General features: G+C 51.4%; 20 protein-coding genes and 1 pseudogene. 6 read left to right on the top strand and 15 right to left on the bottom strand.

Features of this window, described 5'->3' with window-relative positions; genetic code table 11:
* Positions 1 to 5: 5 nt before the first annotated feature.
* From MHI24_RS27755 to MHI24_RS27725, 7 genes are all read right to left on the bottom strand, one after another.
* A complete protein-coding gene (locus tag MHI24_RS27755) occupies positions 6 to 905 on the bottom strand; it encodes an ABC transporter permease subunit (RefSeq protein WP_340022768.1) in 900 nt (299 codons plus the stop codon).
* A 72-nt stretch (positions 906 to 977) separates the two neighbouring features.
* Positions 978 to 2,708 (bottom strand): extracellular solute-binding protein, encoded by a 1,731-nt coding sequence (locus MHI24_RS27750; RefSeq protein ID WP_340022766.1) that lies wholly within the window; start codon positions 2,706 to 2,708, stop codon positions 978 to 980.
* 133 nt (positions 2,709 to 2,841) lie between these two features.
* Positions 2,842 to 3,588, bottom strand: a complete 747-nt coding sequence (locus tag MHI24_RS27745) for a helix-turn-helix domain-containing protein (RefSeq protein WP_340022764.1) — start codon at positions 3,586 to 3,588, stop codon at positions 2,842 to 2,844.
* A gap of 82 nt (positions 3,589 to 3,670) precedes the next feature.
* On the bottom strand, positions 3,671 to 5,227 hold the full coding sequence (locus MHI24_RS27740; RefSeq protein WP_340022763.1) for an ABC transporter substrate-binding protein: 1,557 nt from the start codon (positions 5,225 to 5,227) through the stop codon (positions 3,671 to 3,673).
* A gap of 18 nt (positions 5,228 to 5,245) precedes the next feature.
* Positions 5,246 to 7,687, bottom strand: a complete 2,442-nt coding sequence (locus tag MHI24_RS27735; protein WP_340022762.1) for a glycoside hydrolase family 2 TIM barrel-domain containing protein — start codon at positions 7,685 to 7,687, stop codon at positions 5,246 to 5,248.
* Between the two features lie 36 nt (positions 7,688 to 7,723).
* Positions 7,724 to 8,572 (bottom strand): carbohydrate ABC transporter permease, encoded by an 849-nt coding sequence (locus MHI24_RS27730; protein WP_340026818.1) that lies wholly within the window; start codon positions 8,570 to 8,572, stop codon positions 7,724 to 7,726.
* A 50-nt stretch (positions 8,573 to 8,622) separates the two neighbouring features.
* On the bottom strand, positions 8,623 to 9,597 hold the full coding sequence (locus MHI24_RS27725) for an ABC transporter permease subunit (protein ID WP_340022761.1): 975 nt from the start codon (positions 9,595 to 9,597) through the stop codon (positions 8,623 to 8,625).
* 322 nt (positions 9,598 to 9,919) lie between these two features.
* On the opposite strand from MHI24_RS27725, the gene MHI24_RS27720 reads away from it, so the two are divergent.
* The gene (locus MHI24_RS27720) at positions 9,920 to 10,651 is read left to right on the top strand and encodes a helix-turn-helix domain-containing protein (RefSeq protein ID WP_340022760.1); all 732 of its coding nucleotides are present in this window, start codon (positions 9,920 to 9,922) and stop codon (positions 10,649 to 10,651) included.
* A gap of 41 nt (positions 10,652 to 10,692) precedes the next feature.
* Positions 10,693 to 11,466 (top strand): AraC family transcriptional regulator, encoded by a 774-nt coding sequence (locus tag MHI24_RS27715; protein ID WP_340022759.1) that lies wholly within the window; start codon positions 10,693 to 10,695, stop codon positions 11,464 to 11,466.
* Positions 11,467 to 11,532: 66 nt separating this feature from the next.
* Here MHI24_RS27715 and MHI24_RS27710 read toward each other — a convergent pair whose 3' ends face one another.
* On the bottom strand, positions 11,533 to 13,071 hold the full coding sequence (locus MHI24_RS27710; RefSeq protein ID WP_340022757.1) for a carboxylesterase family protein: 1,539 nt from the start codon (positions 13,069 to 13,071) through the stop codon (positions 11,533 to 11,535).
* A 196-nt stretch (positions 13,072 to 13,267) separates the two neighbouring features.
* Positions 13,268 to 14,779, bottom strand: coding sequence for a WG repeat-containing protein (locus tag MHI24_RS27705; protein ID WP_340022756.1), 1,512 nt, complete (start codon positions 14,777 to 14,779; stop codon positions 13,268 to 13,270).
* A 173-nt stretch (positions 14,780 to 14,952) separates the two neighbouring features.
* On the opposite strand from MHI24_RS27705, the gene MHI24_RS27700 reads away from it, so the two are divergent.
* The 3 genes from MHI24_RS27700 to MHI24_RS27690 are packed head-to-tail and all read left to right on the top strand — an operon-like array spanning position 14,953 to position 17,231.
* Positions 14,953 to 15,780: a TraX family protein gene (locus tag MHI24_RS27700; RefSeq protein ID WP_340022754.1), complete on the top strand. Its 828-nt coding sequence runs from the start codon at positions 14,953 to 14,955 to the stop codon at positions 15,778 to 15,780.
* Between the two features lie 38 nt (positions 15,781 to 15,818).
* The gene (locus tag MHI24_RS27695) at positions 15,819 to 16,190 is read left to right on the top strand and encodes a BlaI/MecI/CopY family transcriptional regulator (protein WP_340022753.1); all 372 of its coding nucleotides are present in this window, start codon (positions 15,819 to 15,821) and stop codon (positions 16,188 to 16,190) included.
* Entirely contained in the window at positions 16,191 to 17,231 is a 1,041-nt protein-coding gene (locus MHI24_RS27690; RefSeq protein WP_340022752.1) for a M56 family metallopeptidase, read from the top strand. It begins immediately after the preceding gene.
* 3 nt (positions 17,232 to 17,234) lie between these two features.
* Here MHI24_RS27690 and MHI24_RS27685 read toward each other — a convergent pair whose 3' ends face one another.
* From MHI24_RS27685 to MHI24_RS27675, 3 genes are all read right to left on the bottom strand, one after another.
* Complete coding sequence (locus MHI24_RS27685) at positions 17,235 to 17,723, bottom strand: LURP-one-related family protein (RefSeq protein WP_340022751.1); 489 nt, start codon at positions 17,721 to 17,723, stop codon at positions 17,235 to 17,237.
* A 75-nt stretch (positions 17,724 to 17,798) separates the two neighbouring features.
* Positions 17,799 to 18,236 (bottom strand): oxidoreductase, encoded by a 438-nt coding sequence (locus MHI24_RS27680; RefSeq protein WP_340022750.1) that lies wholly within the window; start codon positions 18,234 to 18,236, stop codon positions 17,799 to 17,801.
* Positions 18,237 to 18,277: 41 nt separating this feature from the next.
* The gene (locus tag MHI24_RS27675; RefSeq protein ID WP_340022749.1) at positions 18,278 to 20,995 is read right to left on the bottom strand and encodes a glycoside hydrolase N-terminal domain-containing protein; all 2,718 of its coding nucleotides are present in this window, start codon (positions 20,993 to 20,995) and stop codon (positions 18,278 to 18,280) included.
* Positions 20,996 to 21,150: 155 nt separating this feature from the next.
* On the opposite strand from MHI24_RS27675, the gene MHI24_RS27670 reads away from it, so the two are divergent.
* On the top strand, positions 21,151 to 22,035 hold the full coding sequence (locus MHI24_RS27670) for an AraC family transcriptional regulator (protein ID WP_340022748.1): 885 nt from the start codon (positions 21,151 to 21,153) through the stop codon (positions 22,033 to 22,035).
* On the opposite strand, the gene MHI24_RS27665 is transcribed toward MHI24_RS27670, so the two are convergent.
* The 3 genes and pseudogenes from MHI24_RS27665 to MHI24_RS27655 form a co-directional block, all read right to left on the bottom strand.
* Positions 22,032 to 23,852, bottom strand: coding sequence for an ABC transporter ATP-binding protein (locus MHI24_RS27665; RefSeq protein ID WP_340022746.1), 1,821 nt, complete (start codon positions 23,850 to 23,852; stop codon positions 22,032 to 22,034). The genes MHI24_RS27670 and MHI24_RS27665 overlap by 4 nt on opposite strands.
* Positions 23,791 to 25,590: an ABC transporter ATP-binding protein gene (locus MHI24_RS27660; protein ID WP_340022745.1), complete on the bottom strand. Its 1,800-nt coding sequence runs from the start codon at positions 25,588 to 25,590 to the stop codon at positions 23,791 to 23,793. Before MHI24_RS27660 ends, MHI24_RS27665 begins: the two co-directional genes overlap by 62 nt.
* A 143-nt stretch (positions 25,591 to 25,733) precedes the next feature.
* Positions 25,734 to 26,060: pseudogene (locus MHI24_RS27655) on the bottom strand (ATP-binding cassette domain-containing protein); the annotation flags it as partial.
* Positions 26,061 to 26,194: the final 134 nt, after the last annotated feature.

The raw sequence follows: 26,194 nt of genomic DNA, 5'->3' as shown, positions 1-26,194 counted from the left end.
CTCCTCTAAAAAATCCGGTACTTGGCAAAACGGTAAGCCAGGAAATACGAGCTGGAAATCAAGGTGAGCGAGATGATCGACTTAAAGAAGCCTACAGCCGTCGCCACGCCATATTGCGCATCCAATAGCCCAATCCGGTAGACGAAGGTATCCAGAATATCTCCGCTCTCATAGACCTGCGGGCTGTACAGGTTAAAGACCTGGTCGAAGCCGGCGTTCAACAGCTGCCCGAGACTGAGCACCGACAGCAGGACGATGACCATGCGGATGCCAGGGATGGTAATATGCCAGGTTTTGTGCCAGCGGTTTGCCCCGTCAATCGTAGCGGCTTCGTACAGCCCGGGGTCAATGCCCGTAATGGCTGCCAGGTAGACAATCGTGCCGTACCCGAAGTTCTTCCAGACATCCGAAGCAATCAGGGTAAAAGGGAACCAGTCGTTATCGCCGAGGAAGAAGATTTTGGAGACGCCGAACAGGCCGAGGAATTCATTGACGATCCCGCCTGACGGGGACAGAATATCAATCAGAATCCCCCCAAGCACCACCCAGGACAGGAAATAAGGCAGATAGATCGCGGTTTGCACCGTTCTCTTGATGACATTGCTCGCCAGCTCATTCAATAATATCGCGAAGACAAGCGGGACAATCAGGCCGAGAATCAGCTTCAGGCTGGAAATAAACAGTGTATTCCACAGCACCTGGGTGAAGTTCGGCAGGCTCATCACATAATCAAAGTTATCGAAGCCCACCCACTTCTGGTCCCCGAACAGGCCCTTGGCGGGAATAAACTTCTGGAACGCTATCATGACACCGGCCATCGGAACATAAGAGAACAGGATGATCATAATCAGTCCCGGCAGCAGCATCAGATGAAGCGGCAGTTCCTTGCGCAATTTCGATCTCATCGTTATCCTCCACATCTGCAGGCTAGAATGGAATGGAGGAAGAAAAGGGAGCTTTCTTCCTCCATCCGCGCATTATTTCTTAGTCGCTGCGTACCATTCATTGACCTCTTGCGTAATTTGATCTCCGCCCAGCTTCTTCCAATCCTTCACGAACTGGTCGAACTTCTCAATCGGCTCACCCAGAATAATTTTGACGAAAATTTCATTCTGCTGCTTCTCAAGCGTCGTTTTGCGTTCGACCATGGTCGGCGTCGGAGCACCGACAAATTTCTCCTGAATGAACTGGTCATTCTTGATATACTGGTCAGCTATGCCCATGGAGCCCTGCTCGCCGTAGATCCGCTCCCAGCCCCATAGGGAGAAGCCTTCTGTCGAACCTGAAGCATAGGACTCCAGCTTCTCCTGGATCGTCTTGGCTTCACCTTTCAGGGTCGAGAAGTCCCCGGCCTTGCGGGCAGCATCGATCTCGCGGAACGCGTCTACGTTCTTCGTTACCGGATACGGGGTAACCGGGGACAGCTGCCAGACACTCTCCGCTTCCGGCGGTGCATAGTACTTATCGAATTCGGCCGTCTCGCCCCAGTTCTTCTCCAGATGGAGATTGAACAATTTGATCACGGCTTCCGGATGAGCCGCCCCCTTCTTCACAGCGAAGAAGCGGGTGGTGCTGAATTTCAGCGGCACCTTCGGCGTATCGCCCGATTCGGAGACAATCGGGAAGGCCTGCCACTGCGCCTTGGGATCATTGTCGCGGTTCAGCTGGAGCGGCCAGATGGAGTTCCACTGTTCACCGTACTCCATCCCGATCTTGCCGGCAGAGATCAGCTCGGACACCTTGCCTCCGTCCTTGACACCGAACTCCTGATCCAGCTGGCCCTTCTTGGCCATATCCTGCAGCACCTGGAGCGCCTTCTTCACTTCCGGCTGAATGCTTCCATACACCAGCTTGCCGTTCCCATCCTCCAGCCAGATATTCGGGTACGCATTATACCCGGCCATGAAGCCCTCCAGCCCCATTGCTCCGCCCCACAGATCCTTGGTAATACCAAGACCGTAGGTATCCTTCTTCCCGTTCCCGTCAGGGTCCTTCTCGGCGAATGCTTCGGAGATGGCCAGGACGTCCGCCATCGTCTTCGGCGGCTGCAGGCCCAGCTTCTCCAGCCAATCTGTTCGAATCCAGATGTACATCGAGCGTTCGATGGAGGACTCCAGGGCTGGAATCGCCATCAGCTTGCCATCGAAGGTCGCAGCATCGAATACACTTGTGCCTTCTCCCGACAGCACCTTCTTGGTGAACGGGGAAGCATATTTCTCGTACAGTGCCGTCATATCCTCAATCTGGCCGGAATCGGCCAGCTGCTTGAGCTGGGTCGCATTAACAGGCGTCACATCCGGCAGATCGCCGGAGGCCAGCGTCACATTAATCTTCTGGAGATACTGATCCGAGGTCTGGCTGCCCTTCACGATCCAGTTATACTTAATCTTGATCCCGAGCTGGTCCTCATACAGCTTCGTCCAGCGGTTGTTGTCAATCGTCTCATCCTTCAGCACGCCAAGCACGTTATTCTCTACCACATCGCTAAGGTCCCTGACGAACGACAACTCAATCGGAGGATCGTATTTGCCGAGCGGACTCTCATCGATGGCCGCCGGGCTTGCCTGCGGATCATTGCTTGCCGCCGCTTCCTGCTTGCCGTTGCCGGATTCCAGCTTCCCTGAGCAAGCGGACAACAGCAGTGCAGACAACAGCAGAATTGAAGCCTTCTTCAGCCACACCGGGCCTTTTCCAGTACCTGTGTTCATGGTCAACCCCCAGTTCATGTTTTGTGGTCTTTAATTGGTTACGCTTTCATTATGGGGGAGCCACCTATTTATTGACAACGCTCACATTTTTACTTCGCTTCTCCGGCATTGACATAAAACCGGATGGGGCGCTTTAACTGCGCTTATCTGGAAGCCCCTCTCCTTCAGTGGCTTTAGCCTCTTCGCGGTAAGCGCCGGGCGTCATTCCTGTATACTTCTTGAAGACTTTGGTGAAATAATGCTTGTCCTCGAACCCGACCTTCCTGCCGATAGCGTTCGCGGATAACCGGCCATGCGACCGGAGCAGCCTCTGGGCCTCCTTGATGCGATATCCGTTCAGATAATTGACAAATGTATCGCCGGTCACTCTTTTAAACAGACTGCTGATATATTTGGGATGAAGATTCATTAATTCGGCCAGATGGTTGAGCGACAAATCGTTCATATAATGGGTTTTGGTATAGGCCAGAATGCGCTTCGCATGGTTGGAGTACTCCGGATCGGCTTCAGAGGGAAGCTCCTGTTCAATCCGCTCCAGCAGAGCGGCAATCTCGTCCTTGCCGAGCGGCTTCAGCAGATAATCCACTACTCCTGTGCGTAGTGCTCTGCGTACATATTCAAATTCATCATAGCCTGTCAGGATAATGAAACGGTCGCACAGTCCGCCCTCCCTGGCCGCCTCGATAAGCTCGAAGCCATTTTTCTCCGGCATATGAAGATCTGTAATGGTCACGTCCGGCATACAGTCTGTCATCAGCTCCAAGGCCTCAAACGCATTGTCTGCCCGGAAAATCTCTGTCCCGAGCGGAGCCGCCTCCCCGATAATTTTCACCAGCCCGTTCAGGATCAGCGGTTCATCATCCACAATCAATACTCTCATGTTTGCCTGCCTCCTGTTGGAATGATTATCGTATGACGAAAAATAAGGTAGAGGCTTGGCGCCTCTACCGGTTGTCCCTGATTTACTTGAACAGTTCCTTTTTCTTCTGATAGGTGTCGTTGGCCCAGTCCACCAACTGCTGCAAGCCCAGGCTTTCGGCAGTTTTCACCAGGTTCTCGTAATTGGCTGCTGCCTCCGCTTCAGAGCCTGCCAGGTAGATCTTGACCTTTTCATTCTTGATCATCTCGTCAATCTTGGTCTTGAGCGTTTTCTCCGCAGAATCCGGCTGGGTCTGAATCAGGCCAAGCGCCGGCTTATAGGTTGTGATCGCCTTCGTCTCCATCAGTGCCTGTGTCTTCTGCTTACCGGGGACATATCCTCTCAGGCCTTCCATGACTCCGTCATTGTAGAGCACCCACCAGCCTATGCCGTTGGCATTCATGAAGTCCTGATCAGACGAATCATACTTCAGATCCGGGTGCCCTTCTTCATTCCACGTCCAATGCTCGCCCTCTACCCCGAACATCGTCAGCTTCTTCCCTTCATCGCTCGCCAGATACTGCAGGAGCTTGATGGAAGCCTCCGGGTCCTTATTCTTCTTCGTGATGAAGGTGCCGGCGAAGCCCAGTCCTGTGCTGACCTTCTTGGCTTCCTTCGTCAATGCGCTCGGCAGCATCTTGAAGGTAAATGTACCGTTGTTTTTCTGAATGGCGCTGTTGTCCGTATCCGCAGTGCCTACGGTGTGGCCGTGGGCGAACGCTTTGCCGCTTATTGCATACTGCTCGTCGATCTGATCATTGGCAAAGGCAAAGTTCTCGGCCAGAATGTAGCCCCCCCGGTACAGGCTGTTCATGAATTTGAAGAACTCCAGCATTTGCGGCTGTCTGATGAAATAATCCACTTTCCCGTCTTGTTCATACCAATTGTCAAACAGAGCCTCGGCACCGAACTGCTGGAGGAAATACTGCTCGATCCAGTTTTTATCCAGCACCAGCGGCACCATGTCAGGATACTTCTCCTTGACCATGCCCAGCACCTTCACGAAATCATCCAGGGTCTTGATCGGCGGATTTCCCAGCTCCTTCAGGATATCTTCGCGCACTGCAATCCCCGGATTGCCGTCCCCGCCAAGCGCAAATTTATTCTGGGCCATCTCTTCCTGGGTGGCAAAGGCATTGCGCACCGTATAGAAGTTGCCGTCATCCATCGTATTGATGGCAATTCGTGTGGGGTCCAGCTTGAAGTCCGGCGCATATTTCTCAATCAGCTCATTCCACGAATACGACAGCTTGGAATCTGACATCCGGCCTACATTGCTGGAGGTGAGCACCAGATCCGGCAAATCGCCTGATGCAATCATCAGCGGGAGCTGCTTGTCATCTGTGGCTACAGTTACATTCAGCTTAACGCCAGTCTTCTCGGTGATTTTCTCCGCGATCGGCCCTTTCCACTCCTTGGTTGCCCACCAGGGAAAATCAATGAATAAGGATAATTCCTTCACTTCGCCGGCTCCGGCCGTTGCAGCGGCATCCTCCGGCTTGCTTCCTTCATTGTTTCCGCCGCAGGCGGACAATAGTCCCAGCGTCAAGGTAACTGCCATGGTTGCCGCAAGCATTTTACGGCTCGTTCTCTTTGTCAATGTAATCCCTCCATATTATTAATTCACAGGAATATCCAGACTAACCGGTTCAAGCCCGTCAACGCTGACTGTCAGCGTGGAGATGCCCTGCTCAACCCCTGCGCGGACAACGGCCAGCAGTCTGCCTTTGAAGGAAGTGAACCGGCCAGTCGTATAATTCTCGGTCGTCTGTGGCCTGCCGGTACCGAAGCCAGCCAGAGACGCCGCGCCTTCTACCCGCGCAACCGCCGGCAGCGAAGCTTCCGGCACACAATGGCCGGCTGCGTCGATAATCTCAACGACCGCGTAACAGAGCGACTGCCCGTCTGCAGCAAGCTCCTTTTTCTCCGGAACAATCCGGATGCCCGCCGGCTCCCCGGCCGAATGGAGCACATCACTCGAACCTCTGCTGCCGCCCGTATAACTAACAGCCTCCAGGGTGCCCGGCGTATAGGCGACAACAAATCGCGCCTTGAAACGGTTGGACTTCCCGGCCGGTTGCCTGCCGAGGCTTACGCCGTTCAGAATAAGCTCAACTTCCTCAGCCGCCGAGTAGACATCGACCGTGACGGATTCTCCCTCGTACCCGCTCCAGGTCCAGGCATGATCGCATTCCGGCCAGCCCCACCCGCTAATCAACTCGGCTTTGCCGAAGTTTTGGGGATGATGGGAAGCAATGAAGGTCTCGTTAGAACCCCAGACAATCCGCCGGTAAGCCAGCTGGGGGCGGGCGAAGCCGCACAGATCGAAATCCGCATCATAGGACAGACGCCAAGGGTATGGGGACTCATGTAACGTTTTACGCTGTTCGTCGGCCTCCTGCGGTTCCACGTATAATGTTTTGCCCAGTCCGGCCTCGCCGATGTAATCAAAGCTGGTCCAGTTGAAGTCGCCGATAATATAAGGATGACGCTCTACACCTTCCCAATATTTATCCATATCTCTGGCTATGCTCTCGGTCGAGCAGATCACCCGGCTAGGGTATTTATAGGCAGCGGCATCGAATTGATGAATCAGATAATTGTAGCCCACAATATCGAGCGGAGCGCAGAAGGCTTCGGTATAGCTGTCCCACACCTGCTTGCCGAACTCCGTGTCAAAGTTGACGAAGCCAGCCGACTCCTTGGGCGGATTCTTGAGATCATCATAGAACCGCTCCTGATCCTCATCCTCCAGCCCGCTGAAGAATGTGCACTCTGCATTGGTAACCGGACGGGTCGGGTCCAGCTCTCTGACCCATGCCGCCAATCGGGCCGCCCACTCATATCCGCCGGACAATCCTCCGCGTTCATTCACTTCATTGCCTGTTGACCACATGATGATGCTGGGATGATTGCGGTCACGCCGGATAAATGCTTCAATGTCAGACTTCCAGTTCTCTGCAAAATACAAGCTGTAATCATGCGGGTTTTTGTCCATCGTCCACATATCGAAGGCTTCGTTCATCACAAGCAGCCCCAGCCGGTCACAGGCATCCAGCATATCCCTGGACGGCGGATTATGGGCGCAGCGGATGGCATTGTATCCGTTATCCTTGTGCAGCTTCATTTTGCGGTACTCGCTGTCTCTGTAAGAAGCGGCGCCAAGAAGCCCGTGATCATGGTGCACACAGCCGCCCTTCAGTTTGACCGTGCGCCCGTTCAGCATCAGACCGTTCTTCACATCAACAGTGAGCGTACGGATGCCAAACAGCGTGCTGTCACTGTCATAATGCTTATCGCTTCCATTCAGAGATGCGGTAATACGGTATAGATACGGGGAATCAACGTCCCATAATTCGGCATGGTCAACGGCGACTGTCACCCGGCCTACGGCTTTTCCGGCCGCAGGTACATAGACCTGCACTCTTCCGCTTCCCGCCTCACCCCCTCCGGCTTCCTTCTCCAGCTTGAGATCCACCCATACACTGGCGGGAGTATCCGTATGATTCGCTACCGTTGTCTCCACAATGATGAAGGCTGTGCCGCCCGCGATATGCGACGTGCGGGCATAGATTCCCCATGGAACGATATGCAGCATCGGGCTGGTTAACAGATCGACATGACGGTATAGGCCTGAGCCTGTATACCAGCGGGAATTGGGCTGTGCGGCATTATTCACCGTCACCGCGAGCCGGTTCGGCTTGCCAGGCTTGATATAAGGCGTGAGATCCGCATGAAATGGCGTATAACCGTAATGATGCCGGGCTACAGTATGCCCGTTAAGCACCACCGTGGTGTTCATATAAGCGCCGTCGAATTCGACCAGAACTCTCTTGCCCTCAGCCTCAGCCGGGACATCCAGCATCTTGGTGTAAGTGCCGATCCCTCCGCCGTAATACCCCGTTGCTCTCCCGCCGGGAGCCTCCGCCCAGGTATCTGTTTCAATGGTGAAGTCGTGCGGCAGATGAACGATCCTCGCCTGCCCGTTTTCCTTGCTTTGAATGTGAAACGGCTTTCCGTGTTCAAACTCCCAATTCCGGTCCAGATTCTCTCTAAGCAATGTTTATCTCTCCCTGTTTCGTTCTCAGCATCCTGATTAACCTTTGACAGAACCTAACATAATCCCGTGTACAAAATACTTCTGCAGGAACGGATACACGCAGATGATCGGCAGGATGGAGACGACCATCGAGGTGACCTGCAAGGAAAAGCTGGTAACTCCGCCGCCCGGCCGGTTGGCCACAGCTACCGAATCCATCGGGGCGTTGCTCTGGTTGATGATCTCCATCATGCGGAATGTAAGCGTCCGCAGATTCTCGGACTGAACGAAATACGCGGAGTCCAGCCAGGAATTCCATTGGCCTACACCCATGAACAGTGCCATTGTAGCAAGCAGCGGCATCGACACCGGCAGGATGATACGGAAGTAAATCACGAACTCTCCGGCTCCATCCATATGAGCGGATTCCTTCAATTCGCCGGGAATCTCGCGGAAAAACGAGATGGCGATGAGCAAGAAAAACGTATTCAGCATAGAGGGTACAATGTAGACGCCAAACGTATTCAGCAGTCCCAATGAACGCAATACCACGTAATACGGAATCAGACCGCCGGAGAAGTACATCGCGAAGATAATCATCGTGAAATAAAATTTACTGAACAGCAGATCCCGGTGAGACAGCGCGTAGGCAACGAGACTGGTAAGCAGAAGCCCGAGCGCGGTACCGGAGACCGTGCGGGCCACAGTAACCAGGAACGCCTTCATCCATTTGGGGTCCTCCAGAAAAATCCTGTAATTCTCAAAGGTTACGCTGCGCGGCCATAAATACATCCCGCCTAAAAGTGTGTCTGAACCCTTGTTAAACGAAGCAATCAATACATAATAAAAGGGATATAGCATGGTTAGGGCAATAATGGAAAGAAGCAAATAAACAGTACTGTCCATAACCAGATCTTTTTGTTTTTGACTCTTGAGCACATTTACCGCTCCTTTCCCTAGAATAGACTTGAGCCGGAGACGCGCTTCGCAATGAAGTTACTGGAGAAGATTAGAATAACCGAGATGACAGACTGGATTAAATCAATCGCACTTGCATAAGAGAACCGCCCGTCGCTTAACCCCACCTTGAACGCATAGGTCTGCACAATTTCCGAGGTCGGATTATTAATGCTGTTCCCCAGGAGATAGGCCTGCTCAAAGTTAGAGCCTACCAGCCCGCCTCCAAGAATGCTGCCGATGGTCAGAACCAGCACGACAACGATGGTCCCCTTCATTCCCGGAAGTGTGATATGGCGGATGCGGGCCAGCCTGCCAGCCCCGTCAATCTCAGCAGCTTCATACAGTGAAGGATTAATGCCTGTAATCGCTGCCAGAAAAATAATTGTCCACCAGCCCATCTCTTTCCACACGGCACTCCCTACAGCGAGGCCCCAGAAATAATTCGGACTCGTCAGAATATTAAGCGGCTGGTCGATGAACCCGGCTTCCAGCAGCGCTCTGTTCACTAGACCGATATCTGCGGACAGAAACGCATAGGAGACTCCGACCACCACTACCCATGAAATAAAATGGGGCAAATAGCTGATCGTCTGAACGAACCGCTTAAATGGCATACTTTTGACTTCGTTAAGCAGAATGGCCAGCACAATAGGCGCAGGAAACGCAAAGATCACCTTCAGGAAGCTGAGCACAAGTGTATTCCTGACGATCTTACCGAACTGATAATCATGGACAAATTCGTCGAAATACCTTAGTCCCACCCAATCACTTGTAAAAATCCCCTTGATTCCGTCTGAGATGCTGTAGTCCTTAAACGCCATCAGAATCCCGAACATCGGCGTATAAGAAAAAATCACCAGAAATATCATGCCAAGCCCGACAAATAAATGGAGCACCCTTTGCTTTTTGAAACGCTTCCATAGCTGGCCCCGGGGAATCTCTGTGCCGGTTACGTTTGTTTCGAGTTGCATATTCGTTCCTCCTTTATCTGTAGTTTATCGCCCTGAGGACAGCGGCGTAAGCTAACATTTTCTAGAAAGCGTTGTCATTTATATATATCCGCGACCGCTTTCTACAACAAAAATAGTTTATTCTTCTCATTATAAGGATCAATATTCCTTGACGAAATAATAATATTATACTATTAATGAAACTATATTAAGAATTTGTCTGGCAGAAGAAGGATGGGGTGGCAGCCGCATGAAGACTTACTATTTACCTAATTTTTCAGAATTCTGTTTTTTTTGCTTTCCGCATTCTATTGGAAATTTCATCCGGCCGGACGATCATAATGTGAACCGGCCGAACGGTGTCAGAGATTTCAGCTTGCATTATATCGCCAGCGGAAGCGGGGATATTGAAATCGGGGATAAGACCTTCACTTTAGGCGCAGGAGATGCTTTTCTCCATTTCCCGAACGACCGTATGCGTTATTACTGCTCGGAGTCGGACCCGTGGAATATCTTCTGGATTCAGTTCAACGGCAATGCACTCCAGGCTTACTTTCTGGATAACCGGTATTCCGGTTCTTCGATCTGGACGCTGAAGAACGCTTCTCTGCTGCAGTCGGCTTTCGAGGATTTATTCCATGAGCTTGAACACTATAACTTCCTCCGCCCCTCGCGGATCTCAACCTTAACCTATAGCGTAATCATTGAATTTGTAAGTAATTCGCTTCCCTATTCATCCTACCGCAGCACCAATCACCTGGATAAAATAACTGCTCTATTACCCGAAATGCAACAAAAAGCCCACCTTCCATTTGAGCTGGAATGGTGGGCAGGTCAAGTAGGGCTGACACCAAATTATTTCTGCAGCCTATTCAAAAAAGCAACGAAAATGACGCCTGTCTCTTATGTCACCAAATGCCGGATTCAAAAGAGCAAGCAATTATTGCTGAGCCAACCCTCTATGTCCATTAAAGAGGTTGCCATCCTCTCAGGATATCCGGGAATTAGCTATTTCAACAAGAAATTCATGGAATCCGAAGGAATTACGCCAGGTGAATTCCGTGAAATTCATTAACCCCGGTAGGATTGACTATACCCTTCTGGAGGAGAGTGCGAATGGCCCTTATTCATTATGTAGAGTGCAATACGACACACGAAGCCAATTTCGTCGTGGATGTGCCGGCAGGCTCGCAGTGGCTCCTGGTCATGACCAAGACCCCGGCCCAGTTCTGGGTGCACGGCGGGCTTAAGCTGTACCCTGCGCACACGGCAGTCCTCTACCGACCCCGGCAGAAGGTCTATTACCGGGCGTGCGGCGAGTCCTTCGCCAATGACTGGATTCGCTTTGAGGCGGATGAGCCGTATATTACAGAATCGCCGCTGCCCTCCGGCATTCCCTTTGCCCTGAGTGATCCCGACTCCTGCCGGAAGCTGGTGGAGCTGCTGGTCAGTGAGCATCATTTCGACCGGGACTGCAAGGCCTCTTCGATTGACCTGTTGCTGCGGGCCTTGTTCAACAAGCTATGGGAATCTTATTTCCAGGGCAATATTACCCCGCAATATTACAAGCTGCTGAGGCTGCGCACGTTAATTCAGAGCAATCCCGGAGAGTACTGGACGGTCTCCAGAATGGCCGATGTGCTTGAGATCAGTCCAGGCTATCTCCAGAATATTTACAAAAAAACCTTTGGCCTCTCCTGCATGGAGGATGTCATCAACAGCCGGGTCCGCATGGCCAAGGAATACCTGATCCACAGCACCGAGAGCATTGCCGGGGTCGCCGCACGGTGCGGGTATCCCAATGTGGAGCACTTTTGCCGGCAATTCAAGCAGATGACCGGATATACACCGCGAAATTACCAGAAGCAGACCAAAGGTTACATAGAGTGAACTTAAGAATCTAACTTGCTGCATGGACGAAATCCTTGCTCTGCAAGGGGCATGCTCCTAAGCTTATCAGCTCTGGACCGGCTTCTTGGCGTTCTTGAAATATTGCTTCACCAGAAAATCCATTACCGCTCCGGGCGGCTGTCTCAAGAACTCCGACTTGTCAGCGAACAGCATCCCGTAAGGAGCTTCCGGGGTATACGGCTCCCAGTGCGGCAATGCTTCGCCGGTGGAATCCGGGCCGTTCGGGTCTCCGGTGCGGATGAAATGCGCGGTATAATTGCACATCTGACGGGCCAGATCGTAATGCTTGCCGACAAACGGCCGCCAGCACTTGGCCAGTGTCTCGAAGAAGAACCACAGATCCACCGAGTGGAAGGTGCCCGGGTTATCCCAGCCCGGAATCTCGGCATCGAAATTATAGTAATAGAGCGGCGCCCCGCCTCCGTTATCGGCATTTGCCTGTCCGGCGATCCGGATCGCGTATTCGATCCCGCTTACTGCGGCCCGCTCTGCCGCTTCCTGGACCGCATCCGGCTGCGCGCCGCTTAGCTCCAGGAAGGTCTCTGCATCTTCCCCGAACATATCCGCTGCAAGCTGCTCGAACTCCTCATATGACTGTACCTTCGGGGTGCTGAAGAACTCGGAGGAGGTATGGCCGAGCATGACCGGCACCTGCCAGCGTTTATTTTGGATGAATAAATCAAACGGATTGCCCACCTGGAACTTCTGGTCGGTAACCGTGCCCCAGAACCCGCCAAGCGCTACGGCCTTGTCCCGCAGATAGACCGCATCCAGCTTCCGCGCTTCCGCAAGAGTAGATACGCCAAGATATTTGAAGAACTCGATGCCATCCTGCTCGGCCTCCTGCAGCGTGCCCCGAAGCGGCGGCAGCAGGGTTCCCGGGTACAGATTCGTATAGATACCGCTTTCAACAATCGCCCGCTGAAACAGGCCCTCATTCTGCGGGGAGGTAAGCTGGCTCATGACACTGCCGCCGCCCGCTGATTGCCCGCCAATGGTGATATTGTCCGGGTCGCCGCCAAAGGCCGCGATATTGCGCTTCACCCAGCGGGTTGCCGCCTGCTGGTCAAGGTTACCGAAGTTGGCGGGCGCCTCCGGCGATTCCGCTGTAATCTCAGGGTGGCACAGGAAGCCGAAGATATTCAGCCGGTAGTTGATCGTCACCACCACGATGCCCCGGCGGGCAATCCGTTCACCGTCAAATTCCATCTCTGCCGGGTGACCCACCTGCAGCCCGCCGCCGAAATACCATACATAGACCGGAAGCTTCTCGTCCGCTTGCTTGGCCGGGGTCCATACGTTCAGGTATAGACAATCCTCGCTCATTGCAATGTCCGGCTCTACCGCCCACTCACGGGTATAGATGTTGTTGTCGTCGATTTCCTGTCTGACCTGCATGGAGACCGGCGCGAACTCGTGGGCCTGCAGCACGCCTTCCCAGTCTTCGGCAGGCTGCGGCGCCCGCCAGCGGTTCTCGCCGACAGGCGGCGCCGCGAACGGAATTCCCTTGAAGCTCGTAATCCGGGGATCGGCTGCGGGCAGGCCTTTGACCATACCGTTCTCAACCTTCACCAATCTAAGCATATTACCGTCTCCTTTACGTTTACATAGCCTACACCCCAAATTCTAATCAACCCCCTTCCCCAAAACAATGATCTAAGCAGGATCATAATTGATGTATCCTCACATGCTGGCGCATGCCAAAAGCCCCCCTCCGGACCGGCAAGCGCTGTTCTTGCGCTGCCAGCGGAGGGGGTTCGTTAAGCTTCCCAGACCTTGATCACTCTGAAGCCGGAGAGCCGGTACTCCACACCACTTTACCAGCTTTATTGATCAGATGAGCTTCGTAGACATCATTGTAATCAATGAATCCTTTGCCCGCGCCTGCTTTGAAGTCCGACATATAAGAGTACATTGGTTTGACGATGACTGCTCCCGCGAACGTCTTGAAGCCATATCCGCCCGTATCATTATACGAGACGATGTCATCTCCGAATCCTGTAAGCTGGCCGGTTCCCGGAACGGTGATGATCTTGCCCTTGGTATCGACAAGCCGCTGCGTATAATCATGCTTGCCGCTCAGCGTAAGCAGAATATGCCCGTCACGAAACTGTCCGAGAAAAGTACTTCCGCCGCTATACTGCGGCTTCACAATCCACTTGCCAGCAGTGTTGATGAGGCCGCTTTTGCCGTTCACCGTTGCCGTAGCAATTCCCTCCGAGAACGGGGTGGCCGACTCATAGATGGGCTTGATCGCCCACTTGCCTGCGGTGTCGATGAAGCCTGTCCGGAGGACGCTTTTGCCGCCTGCTGTGGTTCGTACGGTCACAGCCGCCAGACCATCCGAGAAGGACTCGCTGTTCTGCAGCCCGGGGATCGGCGGGATCACCATCTGGCCGTTGTGGTTAATATAATAGGTCTTGCCTGCTCTGGTCACCTTCGCCAGCCCATCCGAGAAATCATAAGCCCGGTTGTAAATCCCCGGAATAATAACCTTCCCCGCCCGGTTCATATATCCCATTCTTACCGTAACCCCGCCGTTCTCCGTATTGACGAGATCCTTGAACCAGGCCAGCCCTTCACTGAACAGTCCAAGCTGGTAGTGCGGCGCATCAATGGCAAGCTCCCCTGCACGGTTCATGTACCCGGCTGTATAACCGGACTTCTTCACCGGAAGCAGGTCATCATAACCAAAGTCCAGAGGAGAAGTATAAACCGTCTGGAGCTGCTCTTGCCCTTGGTTATTCACGAATACCGTCTGGCCCTTATCCTTGAAGCTGAACCAATATTGGCGTTCGAGCTGCTCCTTCGCATCCCCTGATACGGGACGAAGCTGAATGAAGTTGGTGCCGGGAACGGTAGAGTGGCCTTGCCCGCCCATAGCTCCAGCTAATGCCAGATCAATAAACCAAGCTCCGTTAAAATTGCGCGGAATCTGTGCCATGAGCTGTACTTTGGCACCGCCTTCATATTCCAGCAAGGCCGTCTTGGTACCCAGGCGGATCACTGCCTTACGCCCGTCCTTACCGGTCAGGACAATCTCCTTATTCGTCACTGAGGTGAACGTATATCCAAACCGCTCGGCGACCGGGCGAAGCGGCAGCATCACCACCTCCCCCACCTCTATAGGCCCCTCCGGCAAAAATAAATGCTCGCCTTGGTCAAAAATCTCCCAGCGGTCCGCATGGGCCGTGCCGCTGCCGAGTCCGAAGCAAGCAGCCAGCGCGATGAGGCCTGCGGCCAGCTTTCCCGTGTGCTTGCGTCTATGAAGCCATGAATGAGATGCGTACATCGTAGGAATCCTCCTCTTGAGTCATGTGGGTGAAACTGAAATTATTGTTTTAGACGCTTGGAGGAACGATTAGTTGCACAATATTGACAACAGCATTCTACTGGAATAGAATGTTCTTAATCATTCTATTGCAATAGAACGAAAGGCGCGCCGTAACCTGGAGGCACTATTGTATGAGTAACAGAACATTGAAAATGATTGCTGTTTTAACAATGCTGTATGATCATTTGTCACGTATTTTTTCACCGGACGATCTATTTTTAGCTATACAGGATGTATTAACCCGCACATTTCCCGGGCAATCTGAGGTCTGGTCGGTCTTGTACATCATTCTCTCATTCGGCTCAAGCCTGATTGGCAGACTAGCCGCTCCGATCTTTATGTACTGTATCGTGCTGGGATTCATACATACCCGTAATGTACAGAGATACATGGCCAGATTGCTGGGTTTCGCGCTGATCTCCCAGCTTCCTTATGTGTTGCTGTTCGGTATAGCTGAGCCCCGGATATATAGCCTGGAGCCAGACCCTTGGGGACAACCATTGAACATACTGTTCACCTTATGCCTTGGGCTGTTCACACTATGGACTTATGAATATCTATGCAGATTTCACACGGTATGGGGGCAACTGGCTGTGGCCGGATTAGTTGCTGTTGGCTGGCTGCTGCCCATTGAAGGGGGCAAAGGCGCTGTTCTGATTATATTCCTGTTATACTGGCTGAGAAGGTTGCCAAAGTTACATCAGGCTGCACTATGGATTATCATGCTGCCGCTTGCCCGCTGGGGCCTTACCTCCTGGCTAATCGAAGACTTCAATGATCTCTCTGTCCGGTTAACGGTAATTATCAACCTTGTAGGTATTTATCTGGGGATTCTGCTTAGCCTCACTTATAACGGAACCAAGGGGGAGATTCCCCGATGGCTGCAGTATGGCTTCTATTGGTTTTATCCAATTCATTTGCTTGTAATAGGAACGATCGGATGGTTTATCTCAATCTGATTGTGTAATCTTGATTAAGGAAAGAGGAGTGTGCGGAGATGGCTGTGAAGCTGTTCGATTCTGAACTGAAGGTTATGGAAATCTTATGGGAACTCGGGGAAACCACGGCGAAGCGGATTGCTGAGATTCTGAAGCAGGAGACCGGCTGGAGCAAGACGACCACCTATACCGTCATCAAGAAGTGTATTGAGAAAGAGGCCGTTCAGCGCGCAGATCCTAATTTCGTCTGCCGGCCGCTGATCACCCGGGAGCAGGCACAGGAGCAGGAAACGCTGGAGCTAATCGATAAAATGTACGGCGGTGCCGCCGACAAGCTGGTAGCTTCTCTGCTCGACCGCCGGATATTATCCGCAGAAGAGATCCGCCGCTTGAAGCAACTGGTGGATCTGTTGGAACAGGAGGAGAACTAGATGGGCATCGCCGCGATGAGCGCTTCTGCTTCCCTGCTGATTCTTGCGGTTGCCGGAGTCCGGGCAATAGGCCGTAACACATTGCCGAAGCTCACTTTTGTCATCCTCTGGACCCTTGTCCTGGTGCGGCTGCTGGTACCGTATTCGCTTCCTTTTCAGTACAGCCTGTTCTCCCTTATGGGCTGGCCCGGCCCGGCTGCCATCAATGGAGCTGGAGCGGGTATCATAGCTGGTATAGGATCAGAGACTGCTCTGCCGGACGGCATCCACCGCCTGATTACCGGCATCTGGCTATGCGGGGTAATCGCGGGAGCCTTCTATTTTTGCGGTACACACTGGCGCTGGCGGCAAAAATATAAAGTCTCACTGCCAGTCCATCAGGAGTACATCCAGCACTGGTTAGCTTCTCACAAGACACTTAGATCTCTTACCATCCGGCAATCTGATCAAATTCCCGGTCCGCTGACCTATGGCCTATGGAAGCCAGTCATTCTGCTGCCTTCCGGCACTGACTGGTCGGATACCGCCCAGCTCCGCTATGTTCTTGCCCATGAATACACTCATGTCCGGCGTTTCGATACCTTATTGAAATACCTGTTGGCCGCCGCCTGCTGTCTGCATTGGTTTAATCCGCTGGTATGGTATATGTACGGGCGGCTGAACCGCGACATTGAACTATCCTGTGACGAGACGGTTGTCAACACATTCGGCACAGCGCATAAGCCGCACTATGCCAGAGCCCTGCTTCACATGGCAGAGAAGCGCGTTTCCGGGTCACCGTTAAGCAACTCTTTTACCGCTAAGGCTATGGAAGAGCGCATCCTGTCCATCATGAGGCACAAGCCGAATACCGCAGCCAATAAGCAATTAGCCCTGCTTGTCATAACAGGCATCTCACTCATCTTGGCTACGGTCAGCGTCTGCGGACCTGATGAACGCTCGATAGAGACGAAGACCACCATAGACGTCTTTATCTCACCAAGTGAAGGCGACACCGCTTCTACCTATATTTACCTGTCCGGGACGTCTACGGAAGAATAACTACTAATTAGAAGCAGCGGCACGGTGGTCCGCCTTCACGCAATCAATGGCGACCACAATCGCAACGATGACCGCCTCCAGCTCCTCATTCAGCACCTGCACGCTGTAGCTGTCACCCCAGGTGAACCACTTTTTGCTGACTTCTCCTACGACCGCCCCGCGCTGCAAGACCTGGAAATCCATGTCCCACCAGTTCCCGTGCACCTCAATATCCGCCGAATCAATCGAATAGCGCGCCTTGAAGAACGACAGCTCCTTCTGAATCGTCAGCACCTCACGGCCACCCACTTCCACAAAGAACCGGGGCAGCAAGCTGAACACCTTCTTCGTTATTAACGCGACTTCCCTTCCGCCTGCATTCATAATCGAGAACGTCTTGGGAATCCGCATGAAGCTGCCCTCCACGTAGTACACATCCTGCTCCCGCTCGTTCTTCACCGTGAACTTCTCGCCTATGCTGAATACTTTTTGTTTGATGTAGAGCTGTTTCATGATTCATATCCTCCGTATAATAAGTCTGACCTACCTCAGATACGTATCCCTGCCCGTCACAGTTTCATCTCCCGGTTATTGGATGCCCGCCACTCCAAAGGTACTATTAATTACTTTTTCATAACGGTCCCACTCAAAATGAAATGGACCGATATTTATTTTGGTCATCCCGTGCTCCAGGCGAAAGTCACTCCAGCTAACAATATCATTCACCTTGTCTATCCTGACAGAGATAAATCCGCACTCCTCATCGCCGCACCACGAGCATACCATGAGGGGGTAGCGGCATCCCATCGTATCATGCGGTTTTCTAAGCAGAAAATAATCAATCATCTCTCGCTGGCACTCTGTGCTCATCCAGCCTAGGGAAGGAACCATATCGTGCTTCATCAGCCTTTGGTATAGCGATCTCCCATCTATTATTAGATCGGCAAACTTGATGTTTTTCTGGCCTTCCTCTAAGGAATGATAATCCGAGCGTCTGGCAGGCTTTGCCTCTATCGTATTGATCATATTGCTACTCCCCTCCAGTAATAGTATACGCCCCCTCGACCTTAACCACACAACGTAAATTCAACAGTAACAGCAACACCCGAACTCAACGTCAAGCGGAGATATTTCCCCGCTCCCTCTCCATGCGCCATGGCCTTTTCCCCGTTGACCGTTGCTTTAGTCCAAGGAATGCCCGATTTCAATATGATATCGTTGGCATCGGTCAGGGATTCCAGGGTAACGCTCACCGTTTTGGCTACAAGATCCCATGTTAAAGCGCTGACCTCCAGCCGGGTTCTGGCCATCAATCCGTGTATGGAGCCTGCTTGCCATTCGGAGGGCAGGGCCGGAAGCACCTCAATTTCACCCGTATTGGAGAACAGCAACGCCTCATTTACAGCTCCCACCGTACCGAATAAGGTATCCGTGCAATAACAGTCATTTCTCCCGTTCGTATCGTGGTCCGTCATCAGCGAGGCATAGTAACCGGAATCCGTCATCATCGGCAAAAGCGAAGCGGCCACTTCGTTCCCGTCCTTTAACCGCGCGCAGACCAGCGCCTTGTGCATCCAGCCGTGCCCCGCCGTGGCGTCTGACGTATTGTATTTGTTGCGGTTCTCCATCGCGGTAACAGCAGCTCTCGCAAGCTCTGCATCGTTCTGCGTCTCATAGGCCGGCCAGGCCGGGTAGAGATGGCTCAAATGGCGGTGGTCGTTGTTCTCCGTATATTCGTTCATCGCCCATTCGCGCAAAGCGCCGTCCTTGTCCACCTTGTAATCCGGCAGCAGCGCAAGCAACGCTTCCCACCTGGCGACCGCCGCTTCATATCCGTTACGCTTAACCGCCCGCTCCAGGGTGATGACCATACCCAGTCCGTCCCTTGCTGCTGAAATGTCCATACTGGCATTGGCCGTGAGCGTGCTGTTATAACCGACCGGATGATTCTCCGGCGAATAAGTAGGGATGAGCAGATACTTCTCGCCCGGATGCAGCTCCGTCTTCCCTTGCTCATAGCACGCTGTGCCGTTAACATCCGTATAGTACTCCGGCGTACAGAGCTGCTCCCAGAAATTAGCCTGCTTGGTCAACAGCGGAAGCAGGATATCTTGCTCTAAATCCAAATACCCCCTGCCGAGCAGCTCTGCGAATTCTTCATCCGTCAGCCCCCCGTCGCGTACGCTCAGAATCGGATTCAGTTCATGGATTCTCATGTAAGCATTGATTGGGATCTGCTGGTTGCCGTAGCACTGCCAATATTCGAAAATAGGAAGCAGACACCAGCTTGCCCCGGCATTCCAATATTGAAACGGATAGTCGTTGTCATACTCCACATGCATCCCGCGGTCGATGTCCGAATTGACCGATACCTGAAGCGCATCATGCATCCCGTAGGCCATCCGCGCATTGTATTCGAAATCGGGCGTATTCCGCAAAAAGAAAGTGATATACCCGGGCTGGGCAAGCGTCAAATGGCCTGTATTCATCGGAGAGACCTGCAAATTTACGTTGGCGTCAAGGGTGTAGATGGCGCGCCAGCCCGGATTCCATTCTCCGGTCCACATGCCGTACAGCCGAGGCGCGCTTGACCCGCTACAGCAGATCAAGGCATATCGCCCCTGATTGTACACCTGCTCCATAAAAGCATGATGGATTCCCGTTCGGGATGCCTTCTGCGCGCTGATCAACGTCACATTGTCTGCGGACTTGTCCTCCTCATCGCCTGCAAGAGAGAAACGTACAGCGTTAAATTCTGCGGCGTGCTTCCGGGTATGAGGCGCAAGAGCCGCATCGTAATCGAATACGCCCGATACGTCCTGATATTTTACCGCAATAGCATTCGTATTCTGATAGAGACCGTCAACAATTGCGTAGCGTGTCTGGCCTGCAAAATCACTTATCTTCCCCAGATCAAAGGTCCGGTCCGATTGGGTAATTAAATACACGGCTTCTGCACCGGTCACTTGAATCGCCGGATTCTGTTCTTCTCCAACATTCATCGGTTCATTCGTGTCCGCAAGCAGCACTCTTTTCCGGGTTCCGTTAACGACCACAACCTGAGTCAGTCCGGCGTACCCGCCATCGGCCAGCTCGCTGCCCGGATAAGACGGGTAATGGGCCACCTGTGCGATATAGTTCGCATTCGGATCAACCAGCTTCTTATATTGGAGTGCCGTCACCTCGGTCGCCCCATCCTGCGCTTTGTACATCCCCGAAATGTCATCTATTGAAAGGATCATGTTGATCTTGCTGCCTGTAGACGATTGTGAGATCTTCGTAATCGATAAATTGTCTTCCCTGGACGTAAAAGAGGTTCGAATCCACTCGCCGCCTTCATCGGAATAACGCACGCCCGTTTCCGCCGTCTCATAGTTTGTCCATCTTTCATAGCCGGACATGGTTCCCTTATTCATGATGCTTAACCGGAGCTGGTGCCCCGGATGATAGCTGTAGAGAAAGGTTCTTGCCCTGGTGGTCCCGTCCGCAAACGTAATCTTCCATTGATCATTAAGCTGGAAGACATTCCTCCTGGCCTCGGCAAGCTGTCCTGTCAATTCTTCCGGGATCACCCGCGGGTCGCCGGACGGATAGTTGAACCACATATTTTGAAAAATAAAGCTGTCCGCATACGGCGCTCCCGACGTGACATATCCGTTCTCCCCGTTTCCGCTGACCATTCCGTCCCGCCACGCCCGGCCGGGATCGGACGCCGGAATCTCCGTATAAGTGCGGACGTAATTTCCTTTTTCATAGAGGCGTACAGATTGCAGCTCTTTCTTCATGCTAATGTTCTCCCTCCCCTTCATGTGACTATTATTATAAAGAAGACCTGGCTTCAAGCGGCATTCACAGGAACGACAGATTCCCGCTTCGCATGTCGCAATTTCGCAGATCTGTTATAATGGGTGCACAGCCTTGAATGAGGAGCGGATAGCGCATGAATTTACCGCCGATCCACCTGGAGAATATGAATCTTAAGGTTACTGTCGGAGAGCTGGCATTGAATGTGGCATATATGCTATCCGGCACATTTCACCGTTCTTTTCCCGAGCATATCCACAGCAAACGAAGCTATGAGCTGCATTATATCCCCGAGGGGCAGGGTACGCTGATCGCAAACGGGCACAGTTATCCGATTGTCCCCGGCACCTTGTTCATGACAGGACCTGATGTCGTCCATGAGCAGATTACGAATCCCTCGGACCCTATGTCGGAGTATTGTGTCTGCTTCGAGCTGCTTGAACACAAGCCTGCCCGGGATCAGGAGCTTGATCTCATTACCGGAGCATTCGTACAGACACCCTTCTGGATCGGCCAGGATACCCAAAACCTGATGCCGCTGTTCGAGCAGCTATCCATGGAAACTACCCGCAGATTCATCGGCTATCACCGGTATATAAGCACGATTCTTGAACAGATTGTCATCAAGCTCATCCGGAATTATACGGGTGACCAGCCGGCCGGCTCCGTCTCACGGGCACCGCTGCAGACGCTCGACGACACCCGGCTGACTACCATCGAACACAGCTTTCTGTACCAATACCGCTTCATTACTGTACAGGCACTGGCGGACACCTTGGGCTTGAGCGTCAGACAGACGGAAAGAACGATCAGGCAATTCTACGGCATGACGTTTACTCAGAAGCGTACCATAGCCCGGTTAAATGCAGCGGCTCATTACCTGACCATGACCGCCATGACCATCAGCCATATCGCAGAATCGGTCGGCTACTCATCGCTTGAGCAATTTTGCTCCGCTTTTAAGACACACTATGGCATGCCTGCGGGCAGGTATCGGTTGTCTCGTTCTGTCCAAACCTAGACGTACCACTGCTCTTGCGTTGTATACAGCCTTGTATACTCGCCGTCTCTCTGAATCAGCTCGCTGTGGCTGCCGACTTCGACGATCTCACCGGCCTTCATCACTACAATTCTGTCCACATGACGGCACAAACCTGTGCGGTGGGAGACGATAATTGCAGTCTTACCTTGAGCTACTGTAAGGAAATTCATCAGGATCTGATTCTCAATCAGCGGGTCCAGTGCGCTAGTCGGCTCATCCATCACGATAATCTCACTCTTCTTGAATAACCCCCTCGCAATGGAGAGCTTCTGCCATTGTCCGCCTGAAAGCTCCAGTCCATCGAATTCTCTCCCTAGTGTACGATCGAGCCCGGCGGGGTCAATATCCAGATCAACCATTGCCAGCACATCCAAGATATCACGGTCAACATTAGTTCTGCCCAGATCCGAGATACAGATATTCTCTCTAAGAGTTAGTGAATATCTCATGAAATCCTGTGGAATGATAGAGATCATTTGGAAGAGCGCCTCCTGATCAAGCCCCGTTAGCGCTTCTCCATCATAAGTAACTGTTCCGTGCTGAACGGGGTATAACCCCAAAATCAACTTCGAGAGCGTGGTTTTCCCGCTTCCATTTTCTCCTATAACCGCTATCTTCTCACCTTTATGAATTTCCAGATTAATGCCTTTAATCATTTTGGCAGCTGCATTGGGATAAGTAAATTCAAGCTGCTCCAGTCTTATGCTGTTGCTCAGTCCCTTTTTTTGCACAGAGCCTTTCTGTTCTTCTGTTAAGTCCAAAAAAGTATAGTAGTCTTTGGCAAAAGCTATTTTCTCAGGAAGGCTGCCCAGATCCATTAAGAACTTCTTCGTTTCATTCTGCACAGATAAGAAAGCCCCAATGCTTGCTCCGAACAAGCCTATGTTAATCTTACCTGATATGGTTAGGACCAGTGCGAGAACAACACTCGCCGTATAACCAATGACACGAATCGTATCGCAGAATAGCAAAGATAAGGCATCCTTTTTACTGAATTCCCATAACTCCTTATCGATCTCAACTCTCGTTTCTTTAAATCGCTCTCTTAAGTACTGGTCGAACCCCATGGTTCGCATTTCTTTCACTGCTGTCTTATCATTGAACATTTCCCACAAGTAATCCCTATAGCGGACTCGTGTGGTTTGTCTCTTCTTTAGTGCATAGAAATCCTTACCACGCAGCCTTCTAGCGATAAAGTAGGGGATGACTGTCAACAAAGACAACAGAATAAACAGCAGATTGTAGCTGGCCAGCACAGACACCAATGAAATAATACTGATAGCGCTTGTAGCAAATACCGCAGATGACATATAAATTTGACTTAAAATTTCACGGTTTACACAGTCCGTAGCTCTAGCTTTGATGTTCATAGTCTCGGAGTCCTCATACAGGATTAGCGGTAACCGGGAACTCTTATGAGCAATGGCCTGTTTGTGATAATCCGTGCACCGTTCATAAACTCCGGCATTGATTGTGATATTAGATATAAACTGAAGGATCTGCTTCACTACATAGCCTGCCAGCAGAGCTCCCCCGTAGAAAAAAAGAGGCTCCGCCTCCGTTCTGCCTTGGGAGTAAGCGTAAATTCCATTAAAAAGTCTGGCTGATATAATAGTTATAAACACAGGAAAAATGCTCTCAAGCAAATAATACAGCGGAGACAAAATCCCTGACCAGGGAGCAGCCTTTAAGGTTTGTTTGTACACTCTTAACACAATCACCAGCGGTGTGTATTTATCCTTCATAGTCATCACTGTCCCTATACCAAGAGCTTTGCTTGCTCCATAGATTTGCATACATACCCTTCTGACTGATTAAGTGTTCGTGAGTTCCGTCTTCCGCAATAGCACCGTCTTGTAGCACTAAGATACGGTCAGAGAATCTGGCGCTCGCCAATCGATGAGAGATAAATAAACAACCCTTTTCACCCATCATATCTCTAAAAGTTGCGTACAATTCACTTTCAGCCACCGGATCTAATGCCGCCGTCGGTTCATCCATAATCATGAAGGGGCAATCTGCCAAATAGGCACGGGCCATGGCTATCTTCTGCCATTGTCCTCCGGACAGATCTATACCATTCTCTGCAATCTTCCCTAAAGCCGTATCCAAATCAGATAGAAATCCATCTGGTGCTGCCTTGGTCAGAGCAACTCTAAGGTCATTGTCATTTCCTATTTTGGCTATGTTACCAAAAGCGATATTCTCCCGAAGAGTCAATGAATACTTGCCATAATCCTGAAAGATAATTCCCATACTGTTTCTAAGGTTTTCTTGACTGATCCGGTTCAAAGGTACACCATATATCAATATTTCTCCGCGATCTGGAACATATAGCTTCATTAACAGCTTTACAATTGTCGATTTACCGGCCCCATTCCCTCCGACCAAAGCAATATGTTCATGCTGATGAATGGTGAAGGAGACCTTCTTCAGCACCTGCTCTGCAGTCCCCGGATATGTAAAACAGACATCTCTAAATTCTATGAATGGATAAGGTTCAGAGTCGGCAGATGCCGGATGCTCGGATACAGTTGCCATTTTCCGCTCTGGAAGCTGCATGAACATTTCATAATGCATAATCTCCATACAACGATGAGACAGCCGGGAGAATAGCAATGACAGGTCATCTGCAATTCCCAAAATACTGCCGGATGCTCCAACCAAAGAAACGAACAACCCCACAGAAACCCGCCGTTCCATGACTCCATGGATCAGCTCAAAGATTACTAATCCTATCCACATCAGAAGCAAGAAGCTGCTGCCAGCAAAATAGCGATGAGACTTTATCGTAGTCAACAACCGCTCTCTTAGCACCTTTTCTGATTTTTGTTTCCATTTACTCTGGATATATTTGACCGCACCAAATACCTTGAGTTCTAGCAAGGGTCTTTTGTCACTTAGCAGTCCCCCCAGATAGGATAATTCACGCTCATCCCGGGATTGGCTGGTAAACAGCCCGTTCATCATTTTCATTGCTTTGAAGTTCAGTACCACCATTAGTGTGAAGATTGCCAGGAATGCCACAGTAAACCAGACCGACACCTGTAAAAAGATAGCCATCAAGCTCACTAAGCTGACAAGCTGCGATATCATCGTTAAGGTCTGAATCAGTACCTCCAGAATCTTTTCATCCGGGTGATTCCCGATCTTATTCAAATGATCCTGTACCTTCGAATCCTCAAAACAGGAGTATTCTATCCGGTCAAATTTCTGCACAATCTCTTCCATAAAATCCTTGTTCAGCTTACTCCTTAAGCGTAGGGTAATCATGCTATCAATGAAGGTGCTATTCGCTGTCAAGAGCAAGGTAGCTACCAAAGCTGCTCCCCATTGGACAAGCTGATTCAGCGGAATACTATTATTCATATAACCTTGTAAAGAATCAATCAGATGCTGTGTTATGTATAGCGTCAGCGGAGTGGTCAGAGCAAGCAGCAGGATCTGTAATAACTTCAAGATGATTACATAAGGCGCATATTTGAATAAAATGGCGATGGATTTTATGGCTTGCTTGGGCATAATTTCATTCATTTTCTCCTTCCTGTATTTTCTAAAATATAACTATATTCCTGTAAATCTACAACCCGTCAAATTAAAGGTTTAACCAGACAAAAAAACAATCCTGATATGCTTGGTGTCATATCGGGATTGTTCTAGAATTGAAATTCTATAGCCTACTGCCCGCCAACCATTTGCAGCTCAATCTGCTTCATCCGGTACAAATAGCCCTCTTGCTCCATCAGCTCCGCATATGAACCTGTTTCGATCACCCTGCCCTGCTCCATGACGATAATCTTGTCCATCCCCTCCAGTCCAGTAAGCCGGTGGCATATGAGCAGTAAAGTGTCTCCGGCGGACTGTTCGTGGAGATGGGTCAACACGCGCTCTTCCGTTACATAATCCAGCGAAGAGGTAGGTTCATCCAGCAGCCATAACCGCCCTTTGCGGAGCAACACCCGGGCCAGCGCCAGACGCTGCTTCTCGCCGTCGGACAGGTTCTCTCACCAGTTGACCTTCGGAGTCATCTTCTCGGTCTTGGCTTTATCTGTTCCTGAGTCTCTTCTTCGTCCGCTTCGTAGTCATCGAGACCAAAGACCGCGCCTTAGAGCAGATTGAGACCGAGATGGCCCTTCAT

This window comes from Paenibacillus sp. FSL K6-1096, assembly GCF_037977055.1.
GTDB lineage: Bacteria > Bacillota > Bacilli > Paenibacillales > Paenibacillaceae > Paenibacillus_AQ.
Note: the sequence above shows the minus strand (reverse complement) of the source record. Positions and strands in the feature narration are given on the sequence as shown.

Bases quoted from the DNA above. Each gene is read 5' to 3' on its own strand.
- MHI24_RS27680 (WP_340022750.1), bottom strand. From the start codon at position 18,236: ATGATCAATACGATAGAGGCAAAGCCTGCCAGACGCTCGGATTATCAT.
- MHI24_RS27695 (WP_340022753.1), top strand. From the start codon at position 15,819: ATGGCTGTGAAGCTGTTCGATTCTGAACTGAAGGTTATGGAAATCTTA.
- MHI24_RS27755 (WP_340022768.1), bottom strand. From the start codon at position 905: ATGAGATCGAAATTGCGCAAGGAACTGCCGCTTCATCTGATGCTGCTG.
- MHI24_RS27725 (WP_340022761.1), bottom strand. From the start codon at position 9,597: ATGCAACTCGAAACAAACGTAACCGGCACAGAGATTCCCCGGGGCCAG.
- MHI24_RS27715 (WP_340022759.1), top strand. From the start codon at position 10,693: ATGGCCCTTATTCATTATGTAGAGTGCAATACGACACACGAAGCCAAT.
- MHI24_RS27660 (WP_340022745.1), bottom strand. From the start codon at position 25,590: ATGAATGAAATTATGCCCAAGCAAGCCATAAAATCCATCGCCATTTTA.
- MHI24_RS27675 (WP_340022749.1), bottom strand. From the start codon at position 20,995: ATGAAGAAAGAGCTGCAATCTGTACGCCTCTATGAAAAAGGAAATTAC.
- MHI24_RS27700 (WP_340022754.1), top strand. From the start codon at position 14,953: ATGAGTAACAGAACATTGAAAATGATTGCTGTTTTAACAATGCTGTAT.
- MHI24_RS27710 (WP_340022757.1), bottom strand. From the start codon at position 13,071: ATGCTTAGATTGGTGAAGGTTGAGAACGGTATGGTCAAAGGCCTGCCC.
- MHI24_RS27730 (WP_340026818.1), bottom strand. From the start codon at position 8,572: ATGGACAGTACTGTTTATTTGCTTCTTTCCATTATTGCCCTAACCATG.
- MHI24_RS27690 (WP_340022752.1), top strand. From the start codon at position 16,191: ATGGGCATCGCCGCGATGAGCGCTTCTGCTTCCCTGCTGATTCTTGCG.
- MHI24_RS27750 (WP_340022766.1), bottom strand. From the start codon at position 2,708: ATGAACACAGGTACTGGAAAAGGCCCGGTGTGGCTGAAGAAGGCTTCA.
- MHI24_RS27685 (WP_340022751.1), bottom strand. From the start codon at position 17,723: ATGAAACAGCTCTACATCAAACAAAAAGTATTCAGCATAGGCGAGAAG.
- MHI24_RS27665 (WP_340022746.1), bottom strand. From the start codon at position 23,852: ATGCAAATCTATGGAGCAAGCAAAGCTCTTGGTATAGGGACAGTGATG.
- MHI24_RS27745 (WP_340022764.1), bottom strand. From the start codon at position 3,588: ATGAGAGTATTGATTGTGGATGATGAACCGCTGATCCTGAACGGGCTG.
- MHI24_RS27670 (WP_340022748.1), top strand. From the start codon at position 21,151: ATGAATTTACCGCCGATCCACCTGGAGAATATGAATCTTAAGGTTACT.
- MHI24_RS27705 (WP_340022756.1), bottom strand. From the start codon at position 14,779: ATGTACGCATCTCATTCATGGCTTCATAGACGCAAGCACACGGGAAAG.